A 25811-nucleotide genomic window follows, 5' to 3' on the forward strand; every position below is an offset into this window, starting at 1 on the left:
TATGATATTTCAACTAGTTAAAAAACAATTGCTCCTGCTATGGCGTAATCCTGTCCAGATTTTCTTACTTCTGGGGTTGCCGATTATCCTTATTCTTATTTTAAGCTTTGCATTGGCAGGGTTTATGGAAGGCGGCAGTCCAAAGCTTGAATTAAAAGTAACCTGGCTGGAGCATCAAGATGAAGCGGATCAGGTTGAGCGATTTATCAATGAAATGGAAGCAATTGGTGCGCCGGCAGAGGCGTTTGGTGACAGCGAAGACCTGCAGATGGTTACAATGCTCCGGGAGGATATTTTTCAAGGAGAAGATTTGCAGGAAATGATTGAATTAGAGGTCATACAGGAAGACGAAAAAGCAGATGTGCTGGCGGATGATTCCTTTTCCGGTTTAATCGAAGTACCAGAAAATTTCACCTATGATATGCTGCAGGCTATCTCAGGACAGGGCACTGCCAAACCAGATTTAACGCTGCATGTCAATCAGGAGGATGGAATCTACTCATCTGTCTTATCACAAATTTTGGAGCAATTTGATGAGAATCTGACAACACAGGCTTTTCTGCAGGAAAATGATTTGGCTGTAGATATAGATGAGATGCAGGCTGTCACAAACGTCGGTGAGCAGACACAAATTGAACAGCAGGATCCGATTTCCTCTCGTGATTATTATACGGTTGCCATGGCAGTTTTTACCGGGTTATATGTTGCTTCTACCATTGGTTTCTTTGCAACCAGAGAAAGGCAGGATCAGGTGTTTGACCGTATTATTGTCGGTGATATGCCGAGATGGATGTACTTCTTCAGCATCCTGATTTCTGGTATGATTATTGCCTTTATTCAGCTAATGATTATTTTTGGTTTTTCTTATTTTGTTTTCCAAGTCGCGTTTCATGATATGCTGGCATTTTTGTTAACTACCTTTTCCTATGCTGTTGCTGTAGGCGGGATCACCGTACTATTAACAGCTATCAGCTATCGTTTTAAATCAGATGCGATTGTTGGCTTTTTCTCAGGGGTCGTTACTTCTATTTTTGCATTTATCGGAGGGAGCTTTTTCCCGATTGGAGAATTATCGGAAATGATTCAGCGTATCGGTAATATGACACCGAATGGCTCTGGATTAAGTGCTTATATCCAGTTACTCCGAGGAAGCGGCATAAAGGACATTTCAAATTATCTTATCTACATGATTGGTTTTGGTGCTCTGATGATTATAGTTGCTGCAATAAGCTTTCCAAAAAGGGGGTCGACACGATGAAAGGCATATTATTAGCACGGATAAGGGAGTTTATTCGTAATCCATTTACTTTTCTCCTTTTTACAGGAATGTCGATTGTGTTTGCCTGGGTTATTTCTTCTTTAAATGTAGGGGAAGGAGGCGGCGGAATTCCAGTTCCTGTCTATGTGGAAGACGGAGCAAGTGATTACCAGCATTCTCTGGAGGAGCAGGAAGCCTTTCGTTTTTATGAAGTTGATAAAGAAGCATTGCAAGAAGAGTTAAGGGAAGGGGATGCAGATACGGGCGTTATCTTATCTGTGGATCGTTTTGATATTTTAGTAGGCGTAGAATCTCCCAATGCAGGTCTGATTCAACAGACGGTCCAGGAAGTATATACAACAGATATGCAAGAGGCATTAATCCGGGAGGCAGCAGACGCAGAAGGAATGGAAGCGGGTCAAGTCGTTTCATCCTACCAGGAAGCTGCCTCGGAAGGTACATTTGACTTGTCGGTACACAGCTTTTCAGGAGAGGAATCCTGGCAATATGATGATAATGTACATCGTGTGGGCGGCTTTGCATTATTTTTCGCTATTTATACCATCGCATATGGGGTAGTCAAAATCCTGACAGAAAAAAGAATGGGTGTCTGGGACCGGATGATTTTATCGCCAATCAAGAAATCAGAAATGTATATTGCGAACCTGTTTTACAGTTTTATAGAAGGCTATCTGCAAATTATAATTATTTTTAGTTTCTTCTATTTCTGGCGGGGGATTACCTTTAATGATCGAATGATTGAAATTTTACTGATGCTGATTCCATATGCTTTAGCTATTGTTGCTATGTCTATTTTGATTACAGCACTTGTTAAAAATGTGGAGCAGTTTAATGCAGCGATCAGTATTATTACAGTAAGTTTAGCCATGATTGGCGGCGCATTTTGGCCGTTAGAAATTGTCAGCAATCCTGTCCTGCTGTTTTTAGCAAATTTGAATCCAATCAAATACGGTTTAGATATTATTCAGGGAGCAGCAGTTTATGGCTATTCCTTTACAGAGCTCCTGCAGCCGATCAGTATTTTAACATTGATGACTGTCTTATTTACCGGACTAGGCATTCATTTAATGGAAAGACGACATATTTAATCAGACAGCATGTGTAAAACGTATAAGGCTTTGTGCGCTGGCAAAGCCTTATACGTTTATTTGTATATGTACGATTAAACAAATTTCCTGACTTTCTCCCATAACTTGGATTATATACTTTAGGGAATTTCTAGTATAATAGGTAGTTAGAATGTTAGATAGAAAAGAGGGTCAGGGTGTGAAGAAAAAGAAGAAATGGATTTGGATTATTTCAGGAGTTGTGCTGATACTCCTTATTATAAATTTTGCTGCTGCGATTTTCTTTTATAACCTCGCCATTGAAAGGAATGTAAAAGATTTTCTAAATGATAATGATGACCTGGAAGTGGAAGCAGAAACACTGGATATTTTATTAGAAGGTGATTGGCGGGATTGGTCGGATGAACAGCCGTTTGAAACTTGGCATCAGACTTCCTATGATAACCTTGATTTACAAGGATATTATCTGGAAGCAGAACAGCCTACGAATAAAGTGGTTATCTTTGCCCATGGCTATTTGGGGCGCGGAAAAGATATGGCTTTATACGGACAGCATTATTATGAGGATTTAGGATATAACATTTTTACAGCAGATATGCGCGGACATGGAGAGAGTGAAGGAGATTATATCGGCTTTGGCTGGCATGACCGTTTAGATTTGCTTGATTGGATTGACAAAGTCATTGAACGTGTCGGTGATGATGCTGAAATTGTGCTGCATGGTGTTTCCATGGGAGGATCCTCTGTTTTAATGGCCAGCGGGGAGGAATTGCCGCCAAATGTGAAAGCTGTTGTCGCAGATGCTTCCTATACAGATGTCAATGAATTATTCTCTTACCAAATTGACCGGATGTTCCATTTGCCTTCCTTTCCGTTTATCCCATCTACCAGTCTCGTAACACAGCTGCGCGCCGGTTACGGGCTGAAGGAAGCCTCTGCTTTAGATCAAGTTGCAAAAGCGGAAGTTCCGATTTTATATATTCATGGAAAAGAAGATGTCTTTGTGCCGACTGAGATGACAGAGGAGCTCTATGAAAATACCAAAAGTGAAAAGGAGCTTCTGCTTGTGGATGAGGCGAGCCACGGGGAGTCCTATGTAAAAGATGAGGAATTATATAAGGAAACATTGGATGATTTTCTGGAACGGTTTGTGCGGGAAGCTGAATGAGGATGCAGGAGGACTGCATAAATTTTTTCTGTTAGAAACAAGAGAAAATAACAGGAATCTGAGTTGAGATACTACGAAACTTGATTTAAGGATGCTTCAAAAACTCCGATATACAAAGGTTTGGATACCATTTATATAAGATGTGTGATAAGAAAAAGACATTGATCATAAAGCCTGGTCAGTGTCTTTTTTTATTCATATATTATACAAGAAAACAATTAATTTGAAGAAATTTAATTAATATTTATAAATTCCCTTGCATAAACATACATAAAAATTTATAATAATGAATAATTCATTTTTCAGACAAGGGAGAGAGTGTTTTTGAAGAAAGCAGCAATTATTGGCGGAACCGGGTATGGGGCGATCGAGCTTATCCGGCTTCTCCAATCACATAAAGAAATCGAGATTACTAAAATTATATCACAATCACAGGCAGGAGAGGAGTTATCAGCTACTTATCCGCATTTAAACGGTATTATTACGAAAGAGATGGAAGCATTAAATACCGAGGAGCTAGAAAAAGAGATTGATATTTTATTTTTAGCAACTCCAGCTGGTGTCGCTAAAAATATTATTCCTTCTTTCCAGGATACCTCCGTTCAATGTATCGATTTATCTGGCGACTTCCGGCTTACTTCAGAGGAATATAAGGAATGGTATGGAAAAGAACCTGCTTCTGCAGATGTGCTGGAGAAAGCAGTATTTGGACTCAGCGATATTTTTACAGAGGAAATTAAATCAGCATCGATTATTTCTAACCCGGGCTGTTTTCCAACAGCTGCTTTATCTGCATTGATCCCGCTTATTGACGGGGGAAAAATCCAGACAGAGGGTATTCGCATCGATGCGAAAACAGGGATTTCCGGAGCTGGAAAAGGTTTAAGTGAAAAAGCCCATTTCTCTTCAGCAAATGAAAATGTTGTTCCATATAAAATTGGTCAGCATCAGCATATCCCGGAGATTGAACGTTATGCATCCCAATTTGCAGATAATGATGTAAAGGTTTCTTTTACAACGCATTTGATTCCAATGACAAGAGGGCTGTTATGCACAATATATGCAGATTTGAAAAGTCAGGAAACCACCGCCTCCATTTTAGATTATCTACAGGAATACTATCAGGAGAAATCCTTTGTCCGTATTTTGCCAGAAGGTCATTTTCCGGCAACAAAAGGGGTAACGGGCAGTAATTACTGTGATATTGGAGCGTATGTAGACGAGCGGACAAACAGCATTGTGATAGCGTCGGCGATTGATAATTTAGTAAAAGGAGCGGCTGGCCAGGCAATTCATAATGCTAATCTGATGAACGGATGGGATGAGACAATGGGATTGGAGTTTATTCCAGTATTTCCATAATCTAAAAGAGAACAACTTTGAGGAGGAAAACCATAGGTGGAACATACATTATCGAAGTCATTTAAAATTTTAGAAAATGCACATATTGATCAGCCTAAAGGATTTACTGCAGGAGGCATACACGCAGGGCTGCGGAAATCTAAGCGTGATTTCGGCTGGCTTTATTCCGATGTACCAGCAAATGCCGCGGGAGTGTATACGCAGAATACATTTCAGGCAGCCCCGCTGGATGTAACACAGCAGGCACTAAAGCATTCCGGCCAGCTGCAGGCAGTCGTTGTCAATTCTGCTAATGCCAATTCGTATACAGGTGAACAAGGCTATCAGGATGCGTTAGAAATGCAGCAGCTTACAGCCGAAAAAATAGGAATTGACTCTTCCTTAGTCGCTGTCGCCTCCACAGGAGTCATTGGCGAGATGCTGCCAATGGATGTTATTAAAGGGGCTATCGCCCGTATTGGGGAGAGCGAAGCAGCTGCTGATTTTGAACATGCCATTTTAACAACGGATACGAAAACGAAGCATATTGCTGTCGAGGTTGAAATAAATGGAAAAGTTATCACCATTGCGGGCGCTGCAAAAGGATCAGGTATGATTCATCCGAATATGGCGACCATGCTTTCCTTTATTACAACCGATGCAAATGTAGAAACGGAAAGCCTTCAGCAGGGATTAAGACAAACAACCGATCAGTCCTTTAATCGTATTACAGTGGACGGAGACAGCAGCACAAATGACATGGTACTTATCTTAGCCAATGGAATGCAGAATAATGAAACGCTTCATCCGCAGCATCCAGAATGGCATCAATTTATGGAAGCATGGCAATTCGTCAGCCGGGAGCTTGCAAAAATGATAGCTAAGGACGGAGAGGGAGCAACCAAGCTGGTTGAAGTAAGTATAGAAGGGGCCAAATCGGAGCAGGAAGCGGCGCAGATGGCAAAAGCAGTGATTGGCTCCAGTCTGGTGAAAACAGCAATTTATGGTGAAGATGCCAACTGGGGGAGAATTATCAGTGCACTTGGCGCAAGCGGCGTAGCATTTGATAAACAGGGGCTATCGCTTGCAATTGGCTCAGAGCAGATTATTAAGGAAGGGCAGCTGCTTTCCTTCCATGAACCGAATTGTGTAGAGGAATTGGTTAAAGATACGGTTCACCTTTTTATCGGGTTAACAGACGGCGTGGAGAAAGCAACTGTCTGGGGCTGTGATTTAACCTATGATTACGTACAAATCAACGCATCCTATCGAACGTGAGGTGTTCTAATGACAAAAGTAGTGTTTAAAGTAGGCGGAAGTATTTTGCAGGAGCTGCCAAAGACTTTTTATGAGCTGTTAATCGAGCTGAAAGAAAAAAAGATTTGTGAACCAGTAATTGTTCACGGCGGCGGTCCGGAAATCAACCAGGCGCTGGAGCAGATGAATATTGAAAGTACATTTGTCGATGGACTTCGAGTTACCACGGAAGAAGTGTTAGAAGTTGCGCAAATGGTAATGAGCGGTACCATCAATAAACGAATCGTCAGTTCCTTTCAAAATCAAAATGGAAAAGCAATTGGCCTTAGCGGCGTAGACGGCAACCTGCTGCAGGCAAAACAAATTCAAAATGGGAAGCTTGGTTTTGTCGGAGAGGTTACCAAAGTGGAAACGTCCTGGATCGACATGATTCTGGATGCAGGCGGTATTCCTGTTATTTCCCCGATTGCAGCAGGTGAGGGAGAAACCCGTTTCAATATTAACGGCGATACAGCGGCTGGTGCAGTAGCGGAGGCATTAGGCTGTAAACTTGTTCTGATCAGTAATATTCCCGGGGTGATGGAAACAATCGACCAAAAAGAAGTGATCCACCATCATTTAACGAAAAGGGATGTAGAAGCACTGATTGATTCCGGCGTTATTTATGGCGGCATGATTCCCAAGGTGCGTTCGGCGTTGGCAAGCTTGCAGGGCGGCGTAGAGGAATCGGTTATTTTAAATGGATTAGAACCAAATGATATTTTGAAATATTTAGACGGAGAAAAAGTAGGGACGATTTTAAGTGAAAAGGAGTTTGAGCATGTCTAATACAATGACAACATCAGCATTAATGAAAAATTATCAGCGTTTGCCGCTTACCATTGTAAAAGGAAAAGGAAGCTATGTATGGGATAATCAGGATGTGAAATACCTGGACTATACATCCGGGATTGCAACATGCAGTTTAGGCCATGTGCCGGATTATGTACAGGGAAAGTTATCCGAGCAATTAGAGAACTTATGGCATGTTTCTAATTTATATCAGATTCCCCAGCAGGAAGCATTGGCAGAAAAGTTAGTCTCGCTAAGCTGCTTTGATCAGGCCTTTTTCTGTAACAGCGGTGCTGAAGCAAATGAAGCAGCAATCAAATTAGCTAAAAAATATGCAAAGGACCAACAGAAGCCGGAAAGAACAGAGATTGTTACTTTTTCAAACTCCTTTCACGGAAGAACCGGTTATACGATGGCTGCAACTGCACAGCCTAAAATCCATAATGGCTTTACCCCATTAACACCTGGTTTTACTTATTTGCCGTTTAATCAGCCGGAAGCGCTGGAGCAAATAGATACCGATAAAACAGCGGGCGTCTTACTGGAGCTGGTTCAGGGAGAAGGCGGCGTTCATCCAGCGGATGCAGAGTGGATAAAAGCACTGTATGACTATTGTAAGCAGGCAGATATTCTGTTTATGGTCGATGAAATCCAGACTGGGGTCGGCAGGACGGGTACTTTGTTTGCCTATGAACAGTACGATATTGAGCCGGATGCTATCACTTTGGCTAAAGGATTAGGCTCTGGTTTTCCGATTGGAGCATTATTGGCAAAAAACAAAGCTGCGGACAGTTTTTCACCAGGAACCCATGGCAGCACCTTTGGGGGAAATCCGCTGGCGGCAACAGCTGGGCTGGCTACATTAGAGCAAATTGCAGACCCTGCTTTTTTACAAGATTTACAGGAAAAATGCACCTTGTTAGTTGAAGGGTTAACGAAAATTGCTGAAACCAATTCACTTATTAAAGGGGTAAGAGGAAAAGGATTTCTTATCGGGCTGGAAGTTGAAAATAAAGCAGGGGTCTGGGTGGAGAAATTAAGAGAAAAACAGGTTCTTGTATTAACAGCAGGAGAGCATGTCGTGCGTATTTTGCCTCCATTAACAACAGAGAAAGAAGAGTTATTCACTTTTATCGGAGTGATAACGGCTATTGCAGCAGACATAGAGGAGAAGGGAGAATAAGATATGCCAATACATCCAGGGATGAAGAAAGTACTTGTTTTAGGATCGGGGCCGATTGTTATCGGGCAGGCGGCAGAGTTTGATTATGCCGGGACGCAAGCCTGTCTTGCTTTAAAGGAAGAGGGGCTGGAGGTTGTGCTTATCAATAACAACCCTGCTACCATTATGACAGATGAAACCATCGCCGACCAAGTCTATTTAGAACCGTTAGAAGTAGAGGTCGTCGAAAAAATCATTGAAAAGGAAAAGCCGGATGGTTTAATTGGCACCTTGGGCGGACAGACAGGGTTAAATCTATCCTTAGAGCTTCATGAGAAAGGGATTCTGAAGAAACACGATGTAACCCTGCTCGGAACCTCCATTGCTTCCATACAAAAGGGGGAAGACAGAGAAAAATTCAGAGAGTTAATGATTTCCATCAAGGAGCCCATTTCTGAATCACAAATTGTGACAAATATAGAGGACGGCCTGACGTTTGCAGAGAAAATAGGCTATCCCGTTATTCTCCGTCCAGCTTATACTCTTGGCGGAGAAGGCGGAGGATTTGCAAATAATAAGGAAGAATTTTGCGAGCTGCTGGCAAAGGGGCTTCATTTAAGCCCGATTACGCAGGTACTTGTTGAGCGCAGCATTAAAGGCTGGAAAGAGATGGAGTATGAAGTGATGCGCGATGAGAATGACGCCTGTCAAATTATTTGTGATATGGAAAATGTCGACGCTGTCGGTGTGCATACCGGCGATTCCATTGTAGTCGCTCCTGCTCAGACATTAACTGCTGAACAAAGTAAAATCCTGCGTGACGCATCGATAAAAATAATTCGTGCGCTGGAAGTGGTGGGTGGCTGTAACATTCAATTTGCCTTCCATCCGGAAACAAATGAATATTGTATTATCGAGGTAAATCCCCGCGTCAGCCGTTCTTCTGCGCTGGCTTCTAAAGCAACAGGCTATCCGATTGCCAGAGTGGCAGCAAAATGTGCAGTCGGCTATCATTTGGATGAATTAGTTGATCCGGTCAGCGGAGCGACCTATCTTCATTTTACACCGGATTTGGATTATACCGTTGTAAAAATCCCGCGTTTTCCATTTGATAAATTTTCCGAAGCAGATCGTACGCTTGGAACACAAATGAAAGCAACAGGAGAAGTCATGTCCTTAGATAAAACCTTCGAAGGCGCATTAAATAAAGCGGTCCGCTCTCTGGAAATGAATATTCAATCCCTCCGCTGGCCAGCCTTTGCCGAAAAGTCAGATGACGCATTGACAGCATTGCTTGAAGAGCCGAATGATTTACGTCTTTTCGCTATCGGTGAAGCCTTATGGCGTCAATTCTCTGTAGATGAGATTGCAAAGCGGACACTGATTCAGCCTTATTTCCTGGAGAAAATAGCAGCTATCATCCAATTGGAAAAGGAATTGGCAGCAACCGGCTGGGGGAATATAACGGAAGATAAAATCTTGCAGGCAAAGCAATATAGTATCAGTGATGTCCAATTAGCAAAGCATCTCCATATTGAACCGGCTGTACTCCGTGAATTTTATAAAAATCATGGATTGTCACCTAATTATCGTTTTGTTGATACATGCCCGGGAACGTCGGGGAAACATTCTACCTATTTTTATTCAACCTGGTCAGGTTCCAATCAAGTGCAGACCGTATCGAATAAGAAAAAAGCGCTGGTTATCGGTTCTGGTCCTATCCGTATCGGGCAGGGAGTTGAATTTGACTATTGCTCTGTGCATGCTGTGCAGGCACTTCAAAAAGCCGGGTATGAGGCAATTATGATCAATAATAACCCGGAAACAGTGAGCACGGACTATACAGTAGCTGATCGCCTTTATTTTGAACCATTGGCTCTGGAGGATGTACTACGTGTCATGGAAAAAGAGAATATTCAAGACGTCCTCGTCCAATTTGGCGGACAGACAGCTATTAACCTTATGAATCAGTTAAAAGAAGCCGGTGTTTCTGTTTTAGGAACAGCGCCTGAAAATATGGATAAAATGGAAGACAGAGAGCAATTTTATACCTTCTTAGAGCAATTAGATATTGCTCACATCCATGGGGAAATTGTCCATAGTGTGGAGGAAGCGAAGGAAGCGGCTCATCAGCTCGGATATCCTGTTCTGATTCGTCCATCTTATGTGATTGGCGGTCAGTCGATGTTTGTCTGTTACAATAAAGAAGAATTACTCAGCAATGTACAAAGAGTACAGGTAGATACCTACGATCAATGCTGGCCATTATTAATGGATTCCTATATGCCTGGACTGGAATGTGAAGTCGATGTCGTGAGTGACGGCGAAAATGTGATTATTCCAGGAATCTTTGAACATATCGAAAAAGCAGGGGTGCATTCAGGAGACAGCACGAGCGTATTCCCGGCGATAACACTGACGGAACAGCAAAAGAAGCAAATCTATCAAATCTCTAAAAAGATTGCCAGAGAGCTTCCGATTATCGGGATGATGAATATCCAGTTTGTTCTTTACCAAGAAGAAGTGTATGTTCTGGAAGTAAATCCTAGATCCTCCCGCACAGTTCCGGCAGTCAGCAAGGTAACAGGGATTCCGCTGGTTGCTTTAGCTGTCAATGCACAATTAGGGGAGTCTTTGCAGGATTTTATGAAAGAATTCACTTCTTACCAGGAGCCGGAATATTATACGGTGAAAGCACCTGTCTTTTCTAAAAATAAATTAAAAGGTGTTGACCATATTTTAGGCCCGGAAATGAAATCAACCGGGGAAGCTATCGGGATGGATGTGACATTGGAAAAAGCAATTCGTAAGGCGGTGTTTCCTTCTCAGCACAAGCTGCATGATACAAAAAAATGGTTTGTATCGATAAGTGACCATCATAAGAAAGAAAGCATCCCGTTTATTCAGGAAATTGCCGGAAACACAGAAATAATCGCTACGCAGGGAACGAGTGCTTATCTGGAGAAAAACCATATTCCTTCCGCAGCAGTAGATCGGGAATTAGCTAATCTCAAAAAGCTGTTTTTACAGGACCCGCCTGCTTATGTGATTAATGTGCCAAGCGTCGGCAGAGATAAAGAACGATTTGGCTTTCAGTTAAGAGAGCTTTGTACGCAGCTTAATATCCCGTATTTTACCAGTCTGGAAACGGCAAAGCTTGTTTGGCAAAACCAGCACTTGAAGAATGAAGATATTCAATCTTTACAGACGTATTTACAGACATTGCGAACGCAGAAGGATCAACACGAGCCAAAAATTGGCAGTGTATCATCATAGGATAATTAAAAATAGAGGCTGACAAAAATTGTCGCCTCTATTTTTAAAATGTATGTGGTTTTAAAGATATTTATCAAACCAGCGGCAGATATTTTCCAGCCGGGCAGCCCGAAGTGATGGATCGCCGCTTCGGCTTAATTCATGAGTAGCATTCGGGAAACGGACGAATTCCACTTCTTTATTTAAATGCTTTAATGTGATAAATAATTGTTCCCCTTGCTCAATCGGGCAGCGATAATCCTTTTCGCCGTGCAGTATAAGAAGCGGTGTCTCCACGTTTTCTGCATATTTCAACGGAGATATATCCCACAGTCCGGTTGGATCCTCTAATAAATTCACGCCGTGCTCCCACTTGGTAAAGAAGAAGCCGATATCACTGACTCCATAAAAGCTTAACCAATTGGAAATGGACCTTTGTGTCACGGCTGCTTTGAAACGGTTCGTATGACCGACAATCCAGTTCGTCATAAACCCGCCGTAGCTTCCGCCAGTCACGCCTAAGCGGTTTTCATCAATAAAGGAATACTGTTCTAAGCAATAATCGACCGCCTCCATCAGATCGCGATAATCTCCTTTGCCATAGTTCTCCCGCACCCCGTTAACAAATTCCTGTCCATATCCATGACTGCCGCGTGGATTGGTATAAAGGACAACATACCCTTTCGCTGCAAGCAGCTGGAGTTCATGGAAGAAGGTTTGCCCATACATAGCATGCGGACCGCCGTGCACCTCCAAAACAAATGGATACTTCTTTCCCTCCTGGAATCCGTAAGGGCGAAGCAGCCAGCCTTGAATTTCTAAGCCATCGCTTGATGTATAGGAGATTTCTTCTGGTTCGCATAAAGCTGCTTCATGAATAAAAGCTTTATTTACATCTGTCAGCTGCTCCAGGGTATTATCTGAGTCCAGTTTATAAAAATTGCAAGGGTCTTCCGGTTTGCTGATACCTAAAATAAAGCTGTCTGTCTCTGGATGATAGGAGAAGCCGAATACATGATTATCATCGCTGTAAAGGGTTTTTAAATTTCCTTCTAAATCTGTTTCATATAGATTGACAGCTCCAGCATCTGATCCAAGAAAATAAATGGATGCATTGTCATGTGACCAGACAGGACCAATTTCTGAGCTGCCAAGACGCGTATCGCCAACCATGGTATCACCAGGCTGAATGCTCCAATTTCCAGAAAGCAATTTTCTTTCTTTGCTTTCTACATCGTACAGAAACAGCTTAATGAGCGTTGCGCCTGCATATTCAAACTCATGCCCGCAAGCAATAATTTTTTTACTGTCTCTGGAGAATCTGGCGTCAGAATAGCTGCCTTTACTGTTTGTTAATTTCGTTATTTCCTTTGACTGCAGATCCAGTAAATACAAATCAGAAATCAGGGAGGCATCCGCATCTTCCTCGAAATTAGCCGCAAAGATAAGGTGTTCGCCGTTCGGGGCAAGGTCAACCAAATGATGATCTGCCTCTTTGGTTGTGAGCTGATGAAATTTGTCTGCGTTTATATCATATTTGATGATTTGTACAGTGGATTGGTCATGGAAGCCTCTGGCATCCGACTTGTACTTTAAACGGTCGACAATAAGCGGTTTTGTTTGTGCTTCCTTTTGTTTTGCCTCTTTTTCTTCGTTGCTTAACTCTTTTAAGGCAGCAATATCATCATCTTTTTCCAGAAAGGAGCAGAATATAATCGACTTTCCGTCGTTTGACCAGATAGGGGAGAAGACGCCGTTTGGAAAAGTAGTGATCTGTTTTGCTTCCCCGCCGTCCAAAGCTATTAGCCAAATCTGTGAAGCTCCGCTGCGGTTGGAAAGGAAGAAGGCTTTATCCTTATTCGGGCAAACACGGAACGTATGATTACGATGATTATCTGCAGTCCATTGCTTGTGAGAATCATCTTTCAAGTTATGTACATAAATCTGTGATTTATATTCTTTATCTTCATTCACAGAGGTGATGACATAACTATATTTATTTTTTGAAATAAACTCTGGTTCACTAAGAACCTTAATATTCTGAAAATCGGTTGTGGTAACAGGTCTTTTTTCTGTTGATGCAGACATGTAATTCCTCCTCAATTTTAAATGAATTTCGTTCTATATAATTTTAGTTTAAACTATTTCGGAATTCGAATCAATAAGGATTAACTGTACAGATTTGGTTAGCTATAGAGCTTATTTGTATATTTTTTAAATGTATATCAAGTAAAATATGGTAAAATAAAGAATCAATAGAGTGACACGGAAATGATTCGGAGGTTATGATGTTGGGTACACAGGAAGTTTATTTATACGTTTCAAAAGGGAAGAGTTTTTTAGCTCTTATTCTCTCTCTTACTTATTTTATATTGGGAATGGCGATATGTATCTATTCTTTTAAGGAAGGGAATACGGTAGATGGTTATATTTTTACTATTCTTCCCTTGATTTTTGGGGGTTCCACACTTTTTGCGATTAAAATGCTTGTCGATTTAAAACCGTATCTCACGCTGACAAAGGATATGCTTATTATCAAACATCCATTAAAACGTGCGATTTTTATTCAATGGCAGGATATTAAAAGGTATCAAATATATAAACATCAACTTACCAGTTCGATAGAAATTTATTTAGCGGATAAAGAAGAATATAAAGCATTTCGAAAACGTTTATTTGCAGGAAAGCTATTAGCCAAGCGTTTACAAGTAGATGAGATTCCTCATATTATAAAAGTAAATTTTTTATTAAGTCTAACCAAACGGAAGGATAGAGCAAAACTGCTGAAGGAACTGGACAGACGTGCGTTCGGATCAGTAACAGATGAGCGTATGTTTGAAATAGCAGAGCATAGACAGCTGTATGGAGTAACGGCATCAGATACGGTACCGTCGAAGATGCTTTCTTATCAAGTGGAAAAAGAAGCAATGAAAGTAGAACAACCTAGTCAAATAAAACGGAAATCCTTCTTGAAAATTATAGCAGTCAGCCTAATAATAACGATTGTTATCTCCTTTCTTTTATATCAAATAATCGGGAAATAATTTTTCCAGTGAGTCCATGCCGGAAATGATTATTGGGTTTATTTTGTAAAAAGACTTGATATACATATTTTCTATATAAAAACAGCCGCCTTTAAAAAAGAGACGACTGTTTCTTATTACACATTTTTAATTAACTTATCAGTAATTTTAGCATCCTGCTCATACGCTCTTTGCAGGGTACGGGTAATTTTTCCGGGTTCACCATTTCCGACAACTACATTGTCGAGCTGGATAACAGGCAGTACCTCTGATGTACTGCTGGATAAAAACATTTCATCTGCATGCTGGATATCTTCAATTTGGAAAGCTTCTTCAATCAGCGGAATATTTTCAGCTTTTAAAAAGCGCTCCACGGCCATCCGTACACATCCATGCAAAATATTATTAGTAGCTGGATGCGTGTATACTTTTCCGTCTTTTACGAGATAGATATTGGAAGAGCTGCATTCTGTTACCACGCCATCTCGATGCAGAATGGCTTCATAGCAATTATTTTCTTTTGCTGTCTGCTTTGCTAAAACATTTGGCAGCAGATTTAAGCTTTTGATATAACAGTTTTCCCAACGGACATCACGCTGCGAGATGGTCTTTACGCCGTTCTCCAGAATCTTTTCATTTCTGGGCAGATCCTGGAGGTAAGCATAGATATTAGGTGTGACTTCATATGGAAAGGCATGATCCCGGGGAGCAGAGCCACGTGTGATTTGCATATACACCTTTCCATCATCTTTCATATTATTTTTTTCCATTAATTGATGTAATAGGTCTGTCATCTTTTCTTTATGATAAGGGATTTTGATTTTAATGGCTTCGGCAGAACGGTACAGGCGATCCACATGTTCTTTCAGGAGATAGTACTCTCCTTTATAAATCCGAATCACTTCATAAACGCCATCGCCAAACTGTAATCCTCTTTCTTCAAATGGGTAGCTGAGACTATCCTTATCCACAAATTCCGATTGGGTAAGAATGGTTGAATATACTGACATTTTAAAATTCTCCTCTCCGTGAAGCATAATAATAGTTTATTACGCGACCAGACGAATGTAAACAGATTATACGAGAAACATTTGGGCATTATAGAAGTATATGCACTGGTATTATAAATTATTCTTAGGTATATTTTTGTTAAATATTAATTTTCGGTTAAGTTTTCATGAAAAAAATTAAATTTATTGTTGATTTTTATCGAATACGTTGCTATAATAAATTTTGTCGTTGGAAAACAAAACAAATCATGCGGGTGTAGTTTAGTGGTAAAACCTCAGCCTTCCAAGCTGATGATGAGGGTTCGATTCCCTTCACCCGCTCCATACATATGTGATAACGCAGTGTTTCGTACTTAGTCTACGAAGTGTTGCGTTTTTATTTTGTAAAATATTTGTTTCCTCACCTATAAGAGGAAGTTCAAAAAATCCAATAAAAATGACACGTCGGGAAAAGGATCTTCTACTAAGAACGCCCACGTCGTGTGGGCAACGCAGAAGCCACCGCATCCTGCGGAAGTGCGTTGACGAGCTATTTCCAATGGGACTGGGACTGCGATTACTCGCCCCACCAAAACCGTTACTCACGTATTATAAAGCATAGAAGAACTTCTGTTAAAACCGTCCACGTCCTGTGGACAACACAGAAGTCACCACATCCTGTGGAAGTCCGTTTGGAAATAGCTCGTCGCCTTGAACTTCTTGGTCCTATTTATCGGACTTTTTGAACTTGCACTTTAAGTATAGTACCCTGTTTATAAAGAATAAAACAGAATGGAGGAGCCAGGATGAAGCGTCTTAAAAATAATTTATTACAAATCGACCGAAAAAGTTACAAAGCATACAAACAAATTGCCGGAAGCTACACGTATCCGAGATATACACTTTATATCGACTATGTACAAGGAGATCCGTTTGCCAGCCCTTCCAAAATAAGAATCGGGATACCGGAGAAGGAACGGCATATAGCTGCTGAGTGGCTGGAAACAAAATCTCGACAGACAGCAGCAGAGGACGCTTTTGCGAGAGTGATCGATAAAGCAGTGCATCAAAATAAAACATTTATTAAAGGTTCTGGTAAAAGCGGCATGATTGCTTTTGATGGACCGGGTCAGGAGATATTAGAGCGGACAGCAGTACGTATTTCCGGGGAGGGATTAACGGTTTGTCTGTCTGCAGGTCTGCCGGCTAATGGACGATCCATTAATGGAAAGGAAGCAATCAAGTTATTCGATGAGGTAATTCCATCTATCATCGAGCATTCTGTTTTTCATATTCAGGATAAAACGATTCAGCAGGCGGTTCAATTAGCTGATCAGCAAGAGGCCATATGGCAAGCAATGAAAGAAAATAATTGGGTGAGCTTTATTGCCAATGGCTCTGTATTGCCAAGAAAAAGCGGCGTAAGTAATCTGCCTGCCAAAGGTGCGGTTGCTTTTCAAAGTCCGCAGGAGGATGAGGTAGAATTAAAGCTTCCTCATGGCAAAACAATAACAGGAATGGCGGTCAAGCAGGGAGTCACCTTGATTACCGGAGGCGGTTATCACGGGAAGAGTACACTGCTTCAAGCGATCGAACGCGGCGTTTATCCTCATTGCGAGGGAGATGGCCGGGAATTTATCTGTACAGACCCGAGTGCTGTCAAAATTCGGGCAGAAGATGGAAGGGAAATCTCATCGGTGAATATTTCTCCATTTATTTCTAACCTTCCGCATGGAAAAGATACAACTGCTTTTTCAACAAGTAATGCAAGCGGAAGTACTTCTCAGGCGGCAAACGTGATGGAAGCTTTAGAGATTGGAGCAGACACCCTGCTGATTGACGAGGATACCAGCGCAACCAATTTTATGATTCGCGACAGCCGCATGCAAAAACTGATTGATCATAAAAATGAACCAATCACCCCGTTTATACACCGTATCAGACAATTAGTCGATGAAGCAGATAAATCAGTTATTTTAGTAACTGGCGGCTCAGGAGATTATTTTGCCGTGGCAGATACGGTTATTCTTATGGAGGAATATAAGCCAAAGAATGTCACACAAAGAGCACAGGAAATTATAAAAGAAGACCCTATTGCCGATAGTGAGGTAGAGCAGACGAATTTCATGAACGTAGAAAAACGACAGCTGTCTGCTTCAACGTTTCCGAAGCAAACAGATAAAAGGTTTAAAATCCAGGCAAAAGGCCAATTTCAAATTTTATTTGGAAAAGAACCTATTTCTTTTGCTTATACGGAACAGCTGGTAGATGCTTCGCAAACAAGAATGATTGCAGAGATTATCCAATATCTTTACCGGAATGAAAAGAAGCATTTTTCTTCGTTTGCAGCATTGATCGATCAGATTGATAAAAAAATGGATCAAGGATTGGAAACTTTGACGAAAAGCAACGGGAAACATCCAGGAGATTTAGCCAGACCAAGGAAAAATGAAATTGCTGCGGTATTGAACCGGATGCGAAGAGCAAGATTTTTCATGGATGCATAACTGAAATCCCGGTCCGGATGTTTAAAGCGAGTTCATCAGGATAAAAAATAATAGAAGGGAGGCGGTATGGTGAAAGTAGAAGAGTTGAAAAAGGATATCCAGGCCTACGCGAAAACAATCGGTATTGATAAAATTGGTTTTGCAACGGCTGATATTTTTACAGAAATGAAAGAACGGTTAAGACGTCAGCAAGAACTAAAATACCAATCTGGTTTTGAAAAAGGGAGTATTGAGGAAAGAACGGAGCCCAGGCGGTTACTGCCGGAAGCGAAGTCTATCATCTCCATTGCCGTCGCCTATCCTTCGAGAATGGAAACGACACCGAGAGGGACAAAAGGAGACAGACGCGGCATTTTTGCCCGTGCTTCATGGGGGATTGATTACCATGTTGCCTTGCGGGAACGGCTGGATAAGCTTGGAGAGTATATTAAAGAAAAAATGCCGGATGCTGTTATCAAGTCGATGGTAGATACTGGGGAATTAAGCGACCGGGCTGTAGCTGAACGAGCCGGCATCGGCTTCAGCGGAAAAAATACCTCCATTATTACAAAGGAATATGGATCGTTTGTTTACCTGGGAGAAATGCTGACTAATATTCCGTTTATTCCTGACTCGCCGGTAGAGGACGGCTGTGGTGATTGTACGATTTGTTTAGATGCCTGTCCTACAGGTGCTATTGTACAAGGAGGACAATTGAATGCGCAGCGCTGTATTGCGTTTTTAACCCAGACCAAGGATTTTCTGCCGGAGGAATTCCGGAATAAAATAGGAAACCGATTATACGGATGTGATACGTGTCAGCAGGTATGTCCCTGGAACCGGGATAAGGATTCTCATTTCCACCAGGAATTAGAGCCAGAGCCAGAATTGGTTAAACCAAGACTTAGACCGATGCTTCATTTATCAAATCGGGAGTTTAAAGAAAAGTTCGGGCATATGTCCGGCTTTTGGAGAGGGAAAAAGCCGATTCAGCGTAATGTTATTTTAGCGCTGGGTCATTATAAAGAAGCTGCCGCAGAAGCAGACCTAATTGCTGTTTTGGAAAAGGATCCGCGGCCGGTTATCCGTGGTACTGCTGCCTGGTCATTAGGGAAGATAGGAACAGATACTGCGAGAGAAGCGCTCTCCAAAGCACTGGAAAAAGAAGATCATGAACAAGTGCAGTATGAAATGGAAAATGCGCTGTCAGGTATGACGGTGAAGTAGAGGGAAGACACACGGGTATTCCAGCGGTTTCTATGACCTAATTCGCCTCCTTTATGCATAAGCTGTGATGAGGAGGCGATTTTTTATGGGCGATATTACAACGTATTGGCAGCAATTTTTCAAGGGCAGCAAGGAGAGCCAGAACTGGTGGCGTAAGAAGCAGAGGCTTTGTGAAAAGCGAAAGGCACAAATCGTAAAGATAAAAGGAAAAGGCCACGTCTTCAGCAAACAATCCTATGATACAACCAGAAGTACTGGATATGCGGTACACTTGGTATATCTAATGAAGCAGGGCGATTTTTTTTATACGGAAGAGCAGGTCGTCCCTTATCAGCTTGTGAAACAATCAGATAGAGAAATCAGACATCAATCTATTGAAAAGCCTCCAGCGGAAAACGGCAGTAATCAGCTCCCTGTATTAAAACAAGGAAACCTCAAGGATAATAATCGTGAAATAGAATATAACCGGCTGGAAGCAGTGAAATATGCAGAGCGCTGGTGGAACAGCTATAATCCGGAATATCGTCGTTTTGAAGATGATTGCACGAATTACATTTCCCAATGTCTCCGCGCGGGAGGAGGCCCGATGTGGGGAGAACCGGTCCGGGAGCGGGGCTGGTGGTATGGAAAAGATTCATGGAGCTTCAGCTGGTCTGTGGCGCATTCGTTCAGATGGTATCTAAGCGGTTCAGAACGCGGCATCAGGGGAATCGAGATGCAAACGCCGGAAGAATTAAATCCCGGTGATGTGATTTGCTATGATTTTGAGGGCGATGGTACATGGAATCATACAACCATTGTAGTAGCAAAAGATGCTGATAATATGCCGCTTGTCAATGCGCATACCGATAATAGCCGCAACCGCTATTGGTCTTATGAGGACTCGGCTGCCTGGACACCGGAAATCGAATATAAGTTTTTTCGGATTGAGATAAGTTAGTGTATAATTGTTTTTGGGATAGAAAGAAGAGAACCGGCTTTTGGGATATCCACTTTTAGAATTTGCAATTGAAGGAGAATGAATGGTGAGTTTGCACGTAGTATTATTTGAACCAGAAATCCCGGCAAATACGGGGAATATCGGGAGAACATGTTTAGCGACCGGAACGACGTTACACCTTATCCGTCCGCTTGGCTTTTCAACAGACAGTAAAATGGTGCGCCGCGCCGGTCTGGATTACTGGGAGCATGTTGATGTTAAAGAATATGATTCCATCGATGAATTATATCAAACCTATCCGGCAGGGAGCTTTTACTATATAGAGAACTTTGGAACCAAATATTATACTGATTTTGATTTTTCCTCTGTGGAGCAGGATCAATTTTTTGTATTTGGAAAAGAGTCTACAGGAATTCCGCGGGAACTGCTGACAGATAAAGAAGATAAATGCCTGCGAATTCATATGAATGACGAGGTTCGTTCCTTAAATCTGTCCAATACAGCCTCCATTATTATCTATGAAGCATTAAGGCAGCAGGGTTTTCCAAATTTACATTAAAAAAGATGTCTCCGAAAAATGGAGGCATCTTTTTTTAGTGAACATAAAGTGATTTTGAAAAACATTTTAATACTTAAGTACGCTGATCTTCTTTTGGTACTCCCGGTTTTGCTTCGTAGCCAGCTGTGAAACAGGAAACAATAAATGTAACAGCTACTCCTAAGATTAATGCTAATTTCATAATAAGATTCCTCCTTTTATGTAGTGATGGTATCCAATGTTACATCATAAAGAAATGCGTCGTATTTTCATTTGGGTAATGGATACGCTTTTATCTTGCGGCAGCTGTATGTAAACATATCTCTTCTGTTACAGAAATCGTTGAAAGAAGAATAGAAAACTGCCTGCAAAGCTTGCTGCATGTAACTACCAATCTGCTGAATCCGGGATTCTCTGGCAGAATGAAGTTGTATTTACTAATTTGTCCTTATTATAACGGAAAAATCACTGGTTGTGAACTATTCCTATATTAATTTTAATCAGCCGTCATTTTCTCGGAATTTTGAGTTCAAAAGCCGCTCGAACAATTGTCGCAATAATATAAAAAATAGGCTGTTTTGATTTATTTTTATGGAAGAATAGAAAATGTCGAATTATCCCAATAAATCGGTTCTGATTCCTTGTAACCTCCTTAAAAATCATGTATATTAGTTGGTGTAAAGAAATCAATAGTTTTATTAATAATTTGAACCGTTTTCACGAACGGATTAGTTAATTCAATGGGGGTATCAGTCGTGCCAGGAAATGAAGAGTCTGCAGAAAAATTTTGGGGACAGTTTCACGGACCAAATGCGGGGTATTTAGAACAACAGTATGAATTGTACAAAGAAGATCCAGAACAAGTGGAATCTTCTATTAAAGCATTGTTTGATGCATATGGAGCTCCTGCTTGGATGACGGGGGCAGAAGTAGTCTTTCCTATCAGTGAACAAACAGCTTCCAATGGGAATATATCAGAAGATTTTGATGTGACGAAATTAACCTCAGCAATCAAACTTGTTGAGGCTATTCGGCGTTACGGTCATACAGATGCGGATATTTATTCCGTTGGCGGCTATAAAAGTGCTCCGTCCGTAATGCTTGATTTAAAGCATTATAATTTAACAGAAGAAGATTTGAAAAAAATCCCGGCCTCCTGGATCTGGGAACGGGAAAAAGAAGATGTTCAAACAGGTTTGGATGTTATTAACCTGCTGAAGAAATACTATACAGGAACCATTACGTTTGAATATGACCATGTTAATAATGATGAAGAGCGGACCTGGCTGTTTGATTTGATTGAAGAAGGAAATGCAAGATTTGATCCTGATCAAGAGGACAGAAAGGATATTTTAAAGCGTTTATATGAAGTAGAGGGTTTTGAAAAATTCCTTCATAAAACATTTGTCGGCCAAAAACGTTTTTCCATCGAAGGCTTAGAGTCAATGGTTCCGATGATTGACTATCTCGTAAAATATGCAAACGAAGATAACATTGAACATGTAATGATGGGAATGGCGCACCGCGGACGTTTAGCTGTGCTTGCGAATGTACTGAAAAAGCCATATGATAAGATTTTTTCCGAGTTTAATTATACAAGAGACAAGGAATTGATGCCGTCAGAAGGTTCTAAAGCAATTAACTATGGCTGGACCGGAGACGTAAAATATCATTTTGGTGCAGAAAAAGAAGTTATCCATGGAAGTAAAGTAAACACAAAAATTACACTTGCGCATAATCCGTCACACCTTGAATTTGTCAACCCGGTTGTGGAAGGATTTGCCCGGGCGGCACAGGATGAACGTGATGTAAGCGGTTATCCTGTTAGAGATACGAATAAAGCAATGCCGCTGATTATTCATGGGGATGCAGCCTTTATCGGAGAAGGTGTGGTTGCAGAAACGCTTAATTTAAGCGGATTGCCGGGGTATACAACAGGCGGAACTGTTCACCTGATTGCGAATAACCAGCTCGGTTATACAACAGACCGCGTAGACGGACGCTCTACACGCTATGCAAGTGATTTGGCCAAAGGTTTTGAAATTCCGATTATCCGTGTCAGTGCAGATGATCCGATTTCTTGTATTTCTGCTGTGAAAATAGCTTGTGAGTATCGTAAAAAATTCCATAAAGATGTTCTAATTGATTTAGTAGGTTATCGCCGTTACGGACATAATGAAATGGATGAGCCGAGAACGACACAGCCGCAATTATACAGTGAAATTGATAATCATCCATCGGTATCAACGTTATTTGCGCGTGCAATGGAAGAAAGAAATCTATTAGAATCAGATGGATTTGAAAAAATTAAAAATGAGATTGATACAAAACTATCTGATATATACAAGGGTATGACAGAAACGGAAATTGGCGAGCCGCAGCCGAAGTCTATGCCGGAAGTATTATCTAATAGATTAGATCAATTTGAAACAGCAGTAGATTTAGAGACTTTAAAGGGAATCAATAAAGAACTGCTGAAACGTCCAGAAGGATTTAAAGGCTTTAAGAAAACGGAAAGAATCTTGAAACGCAGAGAAGATGCATTAGAAGAAGGAAACAAAGCTGACTGGGGAACCGGGGAAGCGTTAGCATTTGCATCTATATTAAAAGATGGCACACCAATCCGCTTAACAGGTCAGGATACAGAGCGGGGAACCTTTGCGCACCGCCATGTTGTCCTGCATGATGTGAATACAGGAGAAAAATATAGTCCGATGCATGGATTGGCTGATGTCAAAGCATCCTTTGATGTTCGTAACAGCCCATTATCAGAAACCGGAGTTTTAGGCTTTGAGTATGGCTATAGTGTTTATTCACCAAGTACCTTAGTTATTTGGGAAGCACAGTTTGGTGATTTCGCCAATGCCGGTCAGGTAATTATTGACCAATTTATTTCTTCAGCGAGAGCAAAATGGGATGAAAAATCAAATATGGTATTGCTGCTTCCTCATGGGTATGAAGGGCAAGGGCCAGAGCATTCCAGCGCACGTTTAGAACGTTACTTGCAGATGGCTGCAGAGAATAACTGGATTGTAGCAAATGTCACTTCTTCTGCGCAGTTATTCCATCTGCTTCGCCGTCAGGCAGCAATGCGTTCTCGCCCAGAGGCTCGTCCATTGATTCTGATGACACCGAAAAGTAGTCTTATCAGAGATACTAAGATGGCTTCCAGTGCCGAAGAATTTACGACTGGCGGATTTAAACCATTGCGTGAACAGCCATACTTTGATACGGATTCAGAAAAAGCAACCCGTCTGTTATTGGGAAGCGGGAAAATAATGATTGATATTGAAGGAGAAATGGAAGAAGCAGAAACGAGCTGTGATTGGATTCGCGCCTTACGTGTAGAGCAAATTTATCCGTTCCCTAAAAAAGCAATTCAAGAGGAAATCCAAAAACTTCCTAACTTAAAAGAAATCGTCTGGGTACAAGAAGAACCGAAAAATATGGGTTCATGGGATTTTGTAGATGACTTGTTGAGAGAGCTTCTTGAAGAGGATCAAGAATTACACGTTATCAGCAGACCGAAGCGTGCAGCACCAGCTGGAGGCATACCTACTGTGCATAAAACAGCGCATCAATATATTATCGACCAAGCATTGAACGAATTTGAAGGAGGAAAATAAAGTGCAAGAAATTAAAATACCTGAATTAGCGGAATCTATTACAGAAGGAACAATAGCAGAATGGCTTGTAAAAGAAGGCGATAAAGTAGAGAAAGGCGATGCAATTGTAGAGTTAGAGACGGATAAAGTAAACGTGGAAGTCAACTCAGAATTTTCAGGCGTTATCGCTGAAATTACCAGTAATGAGGGCGAGGACGTTTCAGTAGGAGATGTCATCGGCAAATTAGATGAAAATGGCGAAGCGGGAGCATCTTCCGGCAAGGAAGAAAGCAAAGCGGAAGAAACAGATAAAAATGAAAAAGCTCCTAAAGAAGAGCCTAAGCAGGATTCTGCAGAGGAAAGCAAGCAGGAAGCTGCACCTGAACAAAATAATGGTGATGTGATCGCTTCTCCTGCTGCAAGAAAACGTGCCCGCGAACTGGGTATTGACTTAAGTGAAGTACAGACTCGTGATCCGCTTGGCAGAGTTCGTCCGGATGATGTCAATGCACATAATAATGCGCCTAAAAAAGAGTCTGCACCATCGAAGCCGGAGAAAAAAGAAGAATCTAAATCAGAGAAAACAGAGTTTGATAAGCCGGTAGAGCGTGTTAAAATGACACGCCGCCGTCAGACAATTGCTAAAAACCTTGTAGAAGTACAGCATAATACAGCTATGTTAACTACATTTAATGAAGTAGACATGACTTCCGTGATGGAGCTTCGTAAGCAGCGAAAAGATAAATTCCTAGAGAAAAATGGTGTGAAACTAGGATTTATGTCTTTCTTTGCTAAAGCTGTTGTCGGAGCGTTAAAAGAATTCCCGCTTCTGAATGCAGAAATCCAAGGCAATGAATTAGTTATTAAGAAATTCTATGATATCGGTATTGCTGTTTCTACAGATGATGGTCTTGTTGTTCCAGTTGTTCGTGATGCAGATCGAAAAGACTTTGCAGGAATTGAGCAAGATATCGTTGATTTAGGTAAAAAAGCACGTGATAACAAATTATCCTTAAACGATTTACAAGGCGGTTCCTTCACAATTACGAATGGCGGTACTTTCGGCTCAATGATGTCAACGCCAATTTTAAATGCGCCGCAGGTTGGTATTTTAGGAATGCATAACATCATTAAGCGTCCAATCGCTTTGCCTGATGATTCCATTGAAGTGCGTCCGATGATGTATATTGCATTATCCTATGATCACCGTATTGTAGATGGAAAAGAAGCTGTTCAATTCTTAGTTCGAATCAAGGAAATGCTTGAAGATCCATATGATTTATTGTTAGAAGGTTAAAAAATGAAAAAGTCTTGATATGAGCTGATATGCTCGTATCAAGGCTTTTTTAAAAGGAATAGGAAAGGACTTTCGTTCTGGGACTGCGATTACTCGCCCCATCAAAAGTGTGGCTATAATTAACATCATTTCTTTGTAAAAAAAGCAAATAAAACATAATTCTTGTTAGCAAGAATTATGTTTTAAAAGCCCAATGGTGTTCTTATTTTATATATGTTAAGAAAGTATAGTTAGCCTCTCCAGCAAATATCTAATTCAAATCCCGCTGTAAATATTAAAAATCAGGGAGATTTTAAGTGAAGTCTTGTTATGATTCGAATGTTCAGCAATAAGTGCAGCTTAGGAA

General features: G+C 41.2%; 17 protein-coding genes and 1 tRNA gene. 16 read left to right on the top strand and 2 right to left on the bottom strand.

The window, feature by feature from the left end; genetic code table 11:
* Position 1 precedes the first annotated feature (1 nt).
* The 8 genes from MKX55_RS10515 to carB all read left to right on the top strand — a co-directional run bounded on the left by MKX55_RS10515 (position 2) and on the right by carB (position 11381).
* Entirely contained in the window at positions 2–1258 is a 1257-nt protein-coding gene (locus MKX55_RS10515) for an ABC transporter permease (RefSeq protein ID WP_339238016.1), read from the top strand.
* The gene (locus MKX55_RS10520; RefSeq protein ID WP_339184741.1) at positions 1255–2367 is read left to right on the top strand and encodes an ABC transporter permease; all 1113 of its coding nucleotides are present in this window, start codon (positions 1255–1257) and stop codon (positions 2365–2367) included. Before MKX55_RS10515 ends, MKX55_RS10520 begins: the two co-directional genes overlap by 4 nt.
* A gap of 178 nt (positions 2368–2545) precedes the next feature.
* A complete protein-coding gene (locus MKX55_RS10525) occupies positions 2546–3514 on the top strand; it encodes an alpha/beta hydrolase (protein WP_339238018.1) in 969 nt (322 codons plus the stop codon).
* A gap of 318 nt (positions 3515–3832) precedes the next feature.
* Positions 3833–4876 carry an N-acetyl-gamma-glutamyl-phosphate reductase gene (gene argC, locus MKX55_RS10530; RefSeq protein ID WP_339238020.1) on the top strand — a complete coding sequence of 348 codons (1044 nt, stop codon included), beginning with the start codon at positions 3833–3835 and terminating at the stop codon, positions 4874–4876.
* A gap of 36 nt (positions 4877–4912) precedes the next feature.
* Positions 4913–6133, top strand: coding sequence for a bifunctional ornithine acetyltransferase/N-acetylglutamate synthase (argJ, locus tag MKX55_RS10535; RefSeq protein WP_339238022.1), 1221 nt, complete (start codon positions 4913–4915; stop codon positions 6131–6133).
* A gap of 9 nt (positions 6134–6142) precedes the next feature.
* Entirely contained in the window at positions 6143–6940 is a 798-nt protein-coding gene (gene argB, locus MKX55_RS10540) for an acetylglutamate kinase (protein WP_339238024.1), read from the top strand.
* A complete protein-coding gene (locus MKX55_RS10545; protein ID WP_339238026.1) occupies positions 6933–8126 on the top strand; it encodes an aspartate aminotransferase family protein in 1194 nt (397 codons plus the stop codon). The genes argB and MKX55_RS10545 overlap by 8 nt, the downstream gene beginning before the upstream one ends.
* A gap of 3 nt (positions 8127–8129) precedes the next feature.
* Positions 8130–11381: a carbamoyl-phosphate synthase (glutamine-hydrolyzing) large subunit gene (carB, locus tag MKX55_RS10550; protein WP_339238028.1), complete on the top strand. Its 3252-nt coding sequence runs from the start codon at positions 8130–8132 to the stop codon at positions 11379–11381.
* A gap of 60 nt (positions 11382–11441) precedes the next feature.
* Here carB and MKX55_RS10555 read toward each other — a convergent pair whose 3' ends face one another.
* Positions 11442–13448 (bottom strand): S9 family peptidase, encoded by a 2007-nt coding sequence (locus MKX55_RS10555; RefSeq protein ID WP_339238029.1) that lies wholly within the window; start codon positions 13446–13448, stop codon positions 11442–11444.
* Between the two features lie 197 nt (positions 13449–13645).
* Here MKX55_RS10555 and MKX55_RS10560 point away from each other — a divergent pair, with 197 nt between their 5' ends.
* Positions 13646–14404: an STM3941 family protein gene (locus MKX55_RS10560; protein ID WP_339238031.1), complete on the top strand. Its 759-nt coding sequence runs from the start codon at positions 13646–13648 to the stop codon at positions 14402–14404.
* 116 nt (positions 14405–14520) lie between these two features.
* Here MKX55_RS10560 and dat read toward each other — a convergent pair whose 3' ends face one another.
* Entirely contained in the window at positions 14521–15393 is an 873-nt protein-coding gene (gene dat, locus MKX55_RS10565) for a D-amino-acid transaminase (RefSeq protein ID WP_339238033.1), read from the bottom strand.
* A gap of 250 nt (positions 15394–15643) precedes the next feature.
* Here dat and MKX55_RS10570 point away from each other — a divergent pair.
* The 7 genes from MKX55_RS10570 to odhB all read left to right on the top strand — a co-directional run bounded on the left by MKX55_RS10570 (position 15644) and on the right by odhB (position 25465).
* Positions 15644–15717: transfer RNA gene (locus tag MKX55_RS10570), tRNA-Gly, on the top strand.
* A gap of 461 nt (positions 15718–16178) precedes the next feature.
* A complete protein-coding gene (locus MKX55_RS10575) occupies positions 16179–17879 on the top strand; it encodes an ABC-ATPase domain-containing protein (RefSeq protein ID WP_339238035.1) in 1701 nt (566 codons plus the stop codon).
* Between the two features lie 69 nt (positions 17880–17948).
* Complete coding sequence (queG, locus tag MKX55_RS10580) at positions 17949–19085, top strand: tRNA epoxyqueuosine(34) reductase QueG (protein ID WP_339238493.1); 1137 nt, start codon at positions 17949–17951, stop codon at positions 19083–19085.
* A gap of 85 nt (positions 19086–19170) precedes the next feature.
* Positions 19171–20025 (top strand): amidase domain-containing protein, encoded by an 855-nt coding sequence (locus MKX55_RS10585; protein WP_339238037.1) that lies wholly within the window; start codon positions 19171–19173, stop codon positions 20023–20025.
* Between the two features lie 85 nt (positions 20026–20110).
* A complete protein-coding gene (locus tag MKX55_RS10590) occupies positions 20111–20584 on the top strand; it encodes a tRNA (cytidine(34)-2'-O)-methyltransferase (protein ID WP_339185207.1) in 474 nt (157 codons plus the stop codon).
* A gap of 734 nt (positions 20585–21318) precedes the next feature.
* Positions 21319–24189, top strand: a complete 2871-nt coding sequence (locus MKX55_RS10595) for a 2-oxoglutarate dehydrogenase E1 component (RefSeq protein ID WP_339238039.1) — start codon at positions 21319–21321, stop codon at positions 24187–24189.
* 1 nt (position 24190) lies between these two features.
* On the top strand, positions 24191–25465 hold the full coding sequence (odhB, locus tag MKX55_RS10600; RefSeq protein ID WP_339238041.1) for a 2-oxoglutarate dehydrogenase complex dihydrolipoyllysine-residue succinyltransferase: 1275 nt from the start codon (positions 24191–24193) through the stop codon (positions 25463–25465).
* Positions 25466–25811 lie beyond the last annotated feature (346 nt).

The sequence above is a fragment of the Oceanobacillus sp. FSL W7-1281 genome (assembly GCF_037969835.1).
Classification (GTDB): Bacteria; Bacillota; Bacilli; order Bacillales; family Amphibacillaceae; genus Oceanobacillus; species Oceanobacillus oncorhynchi.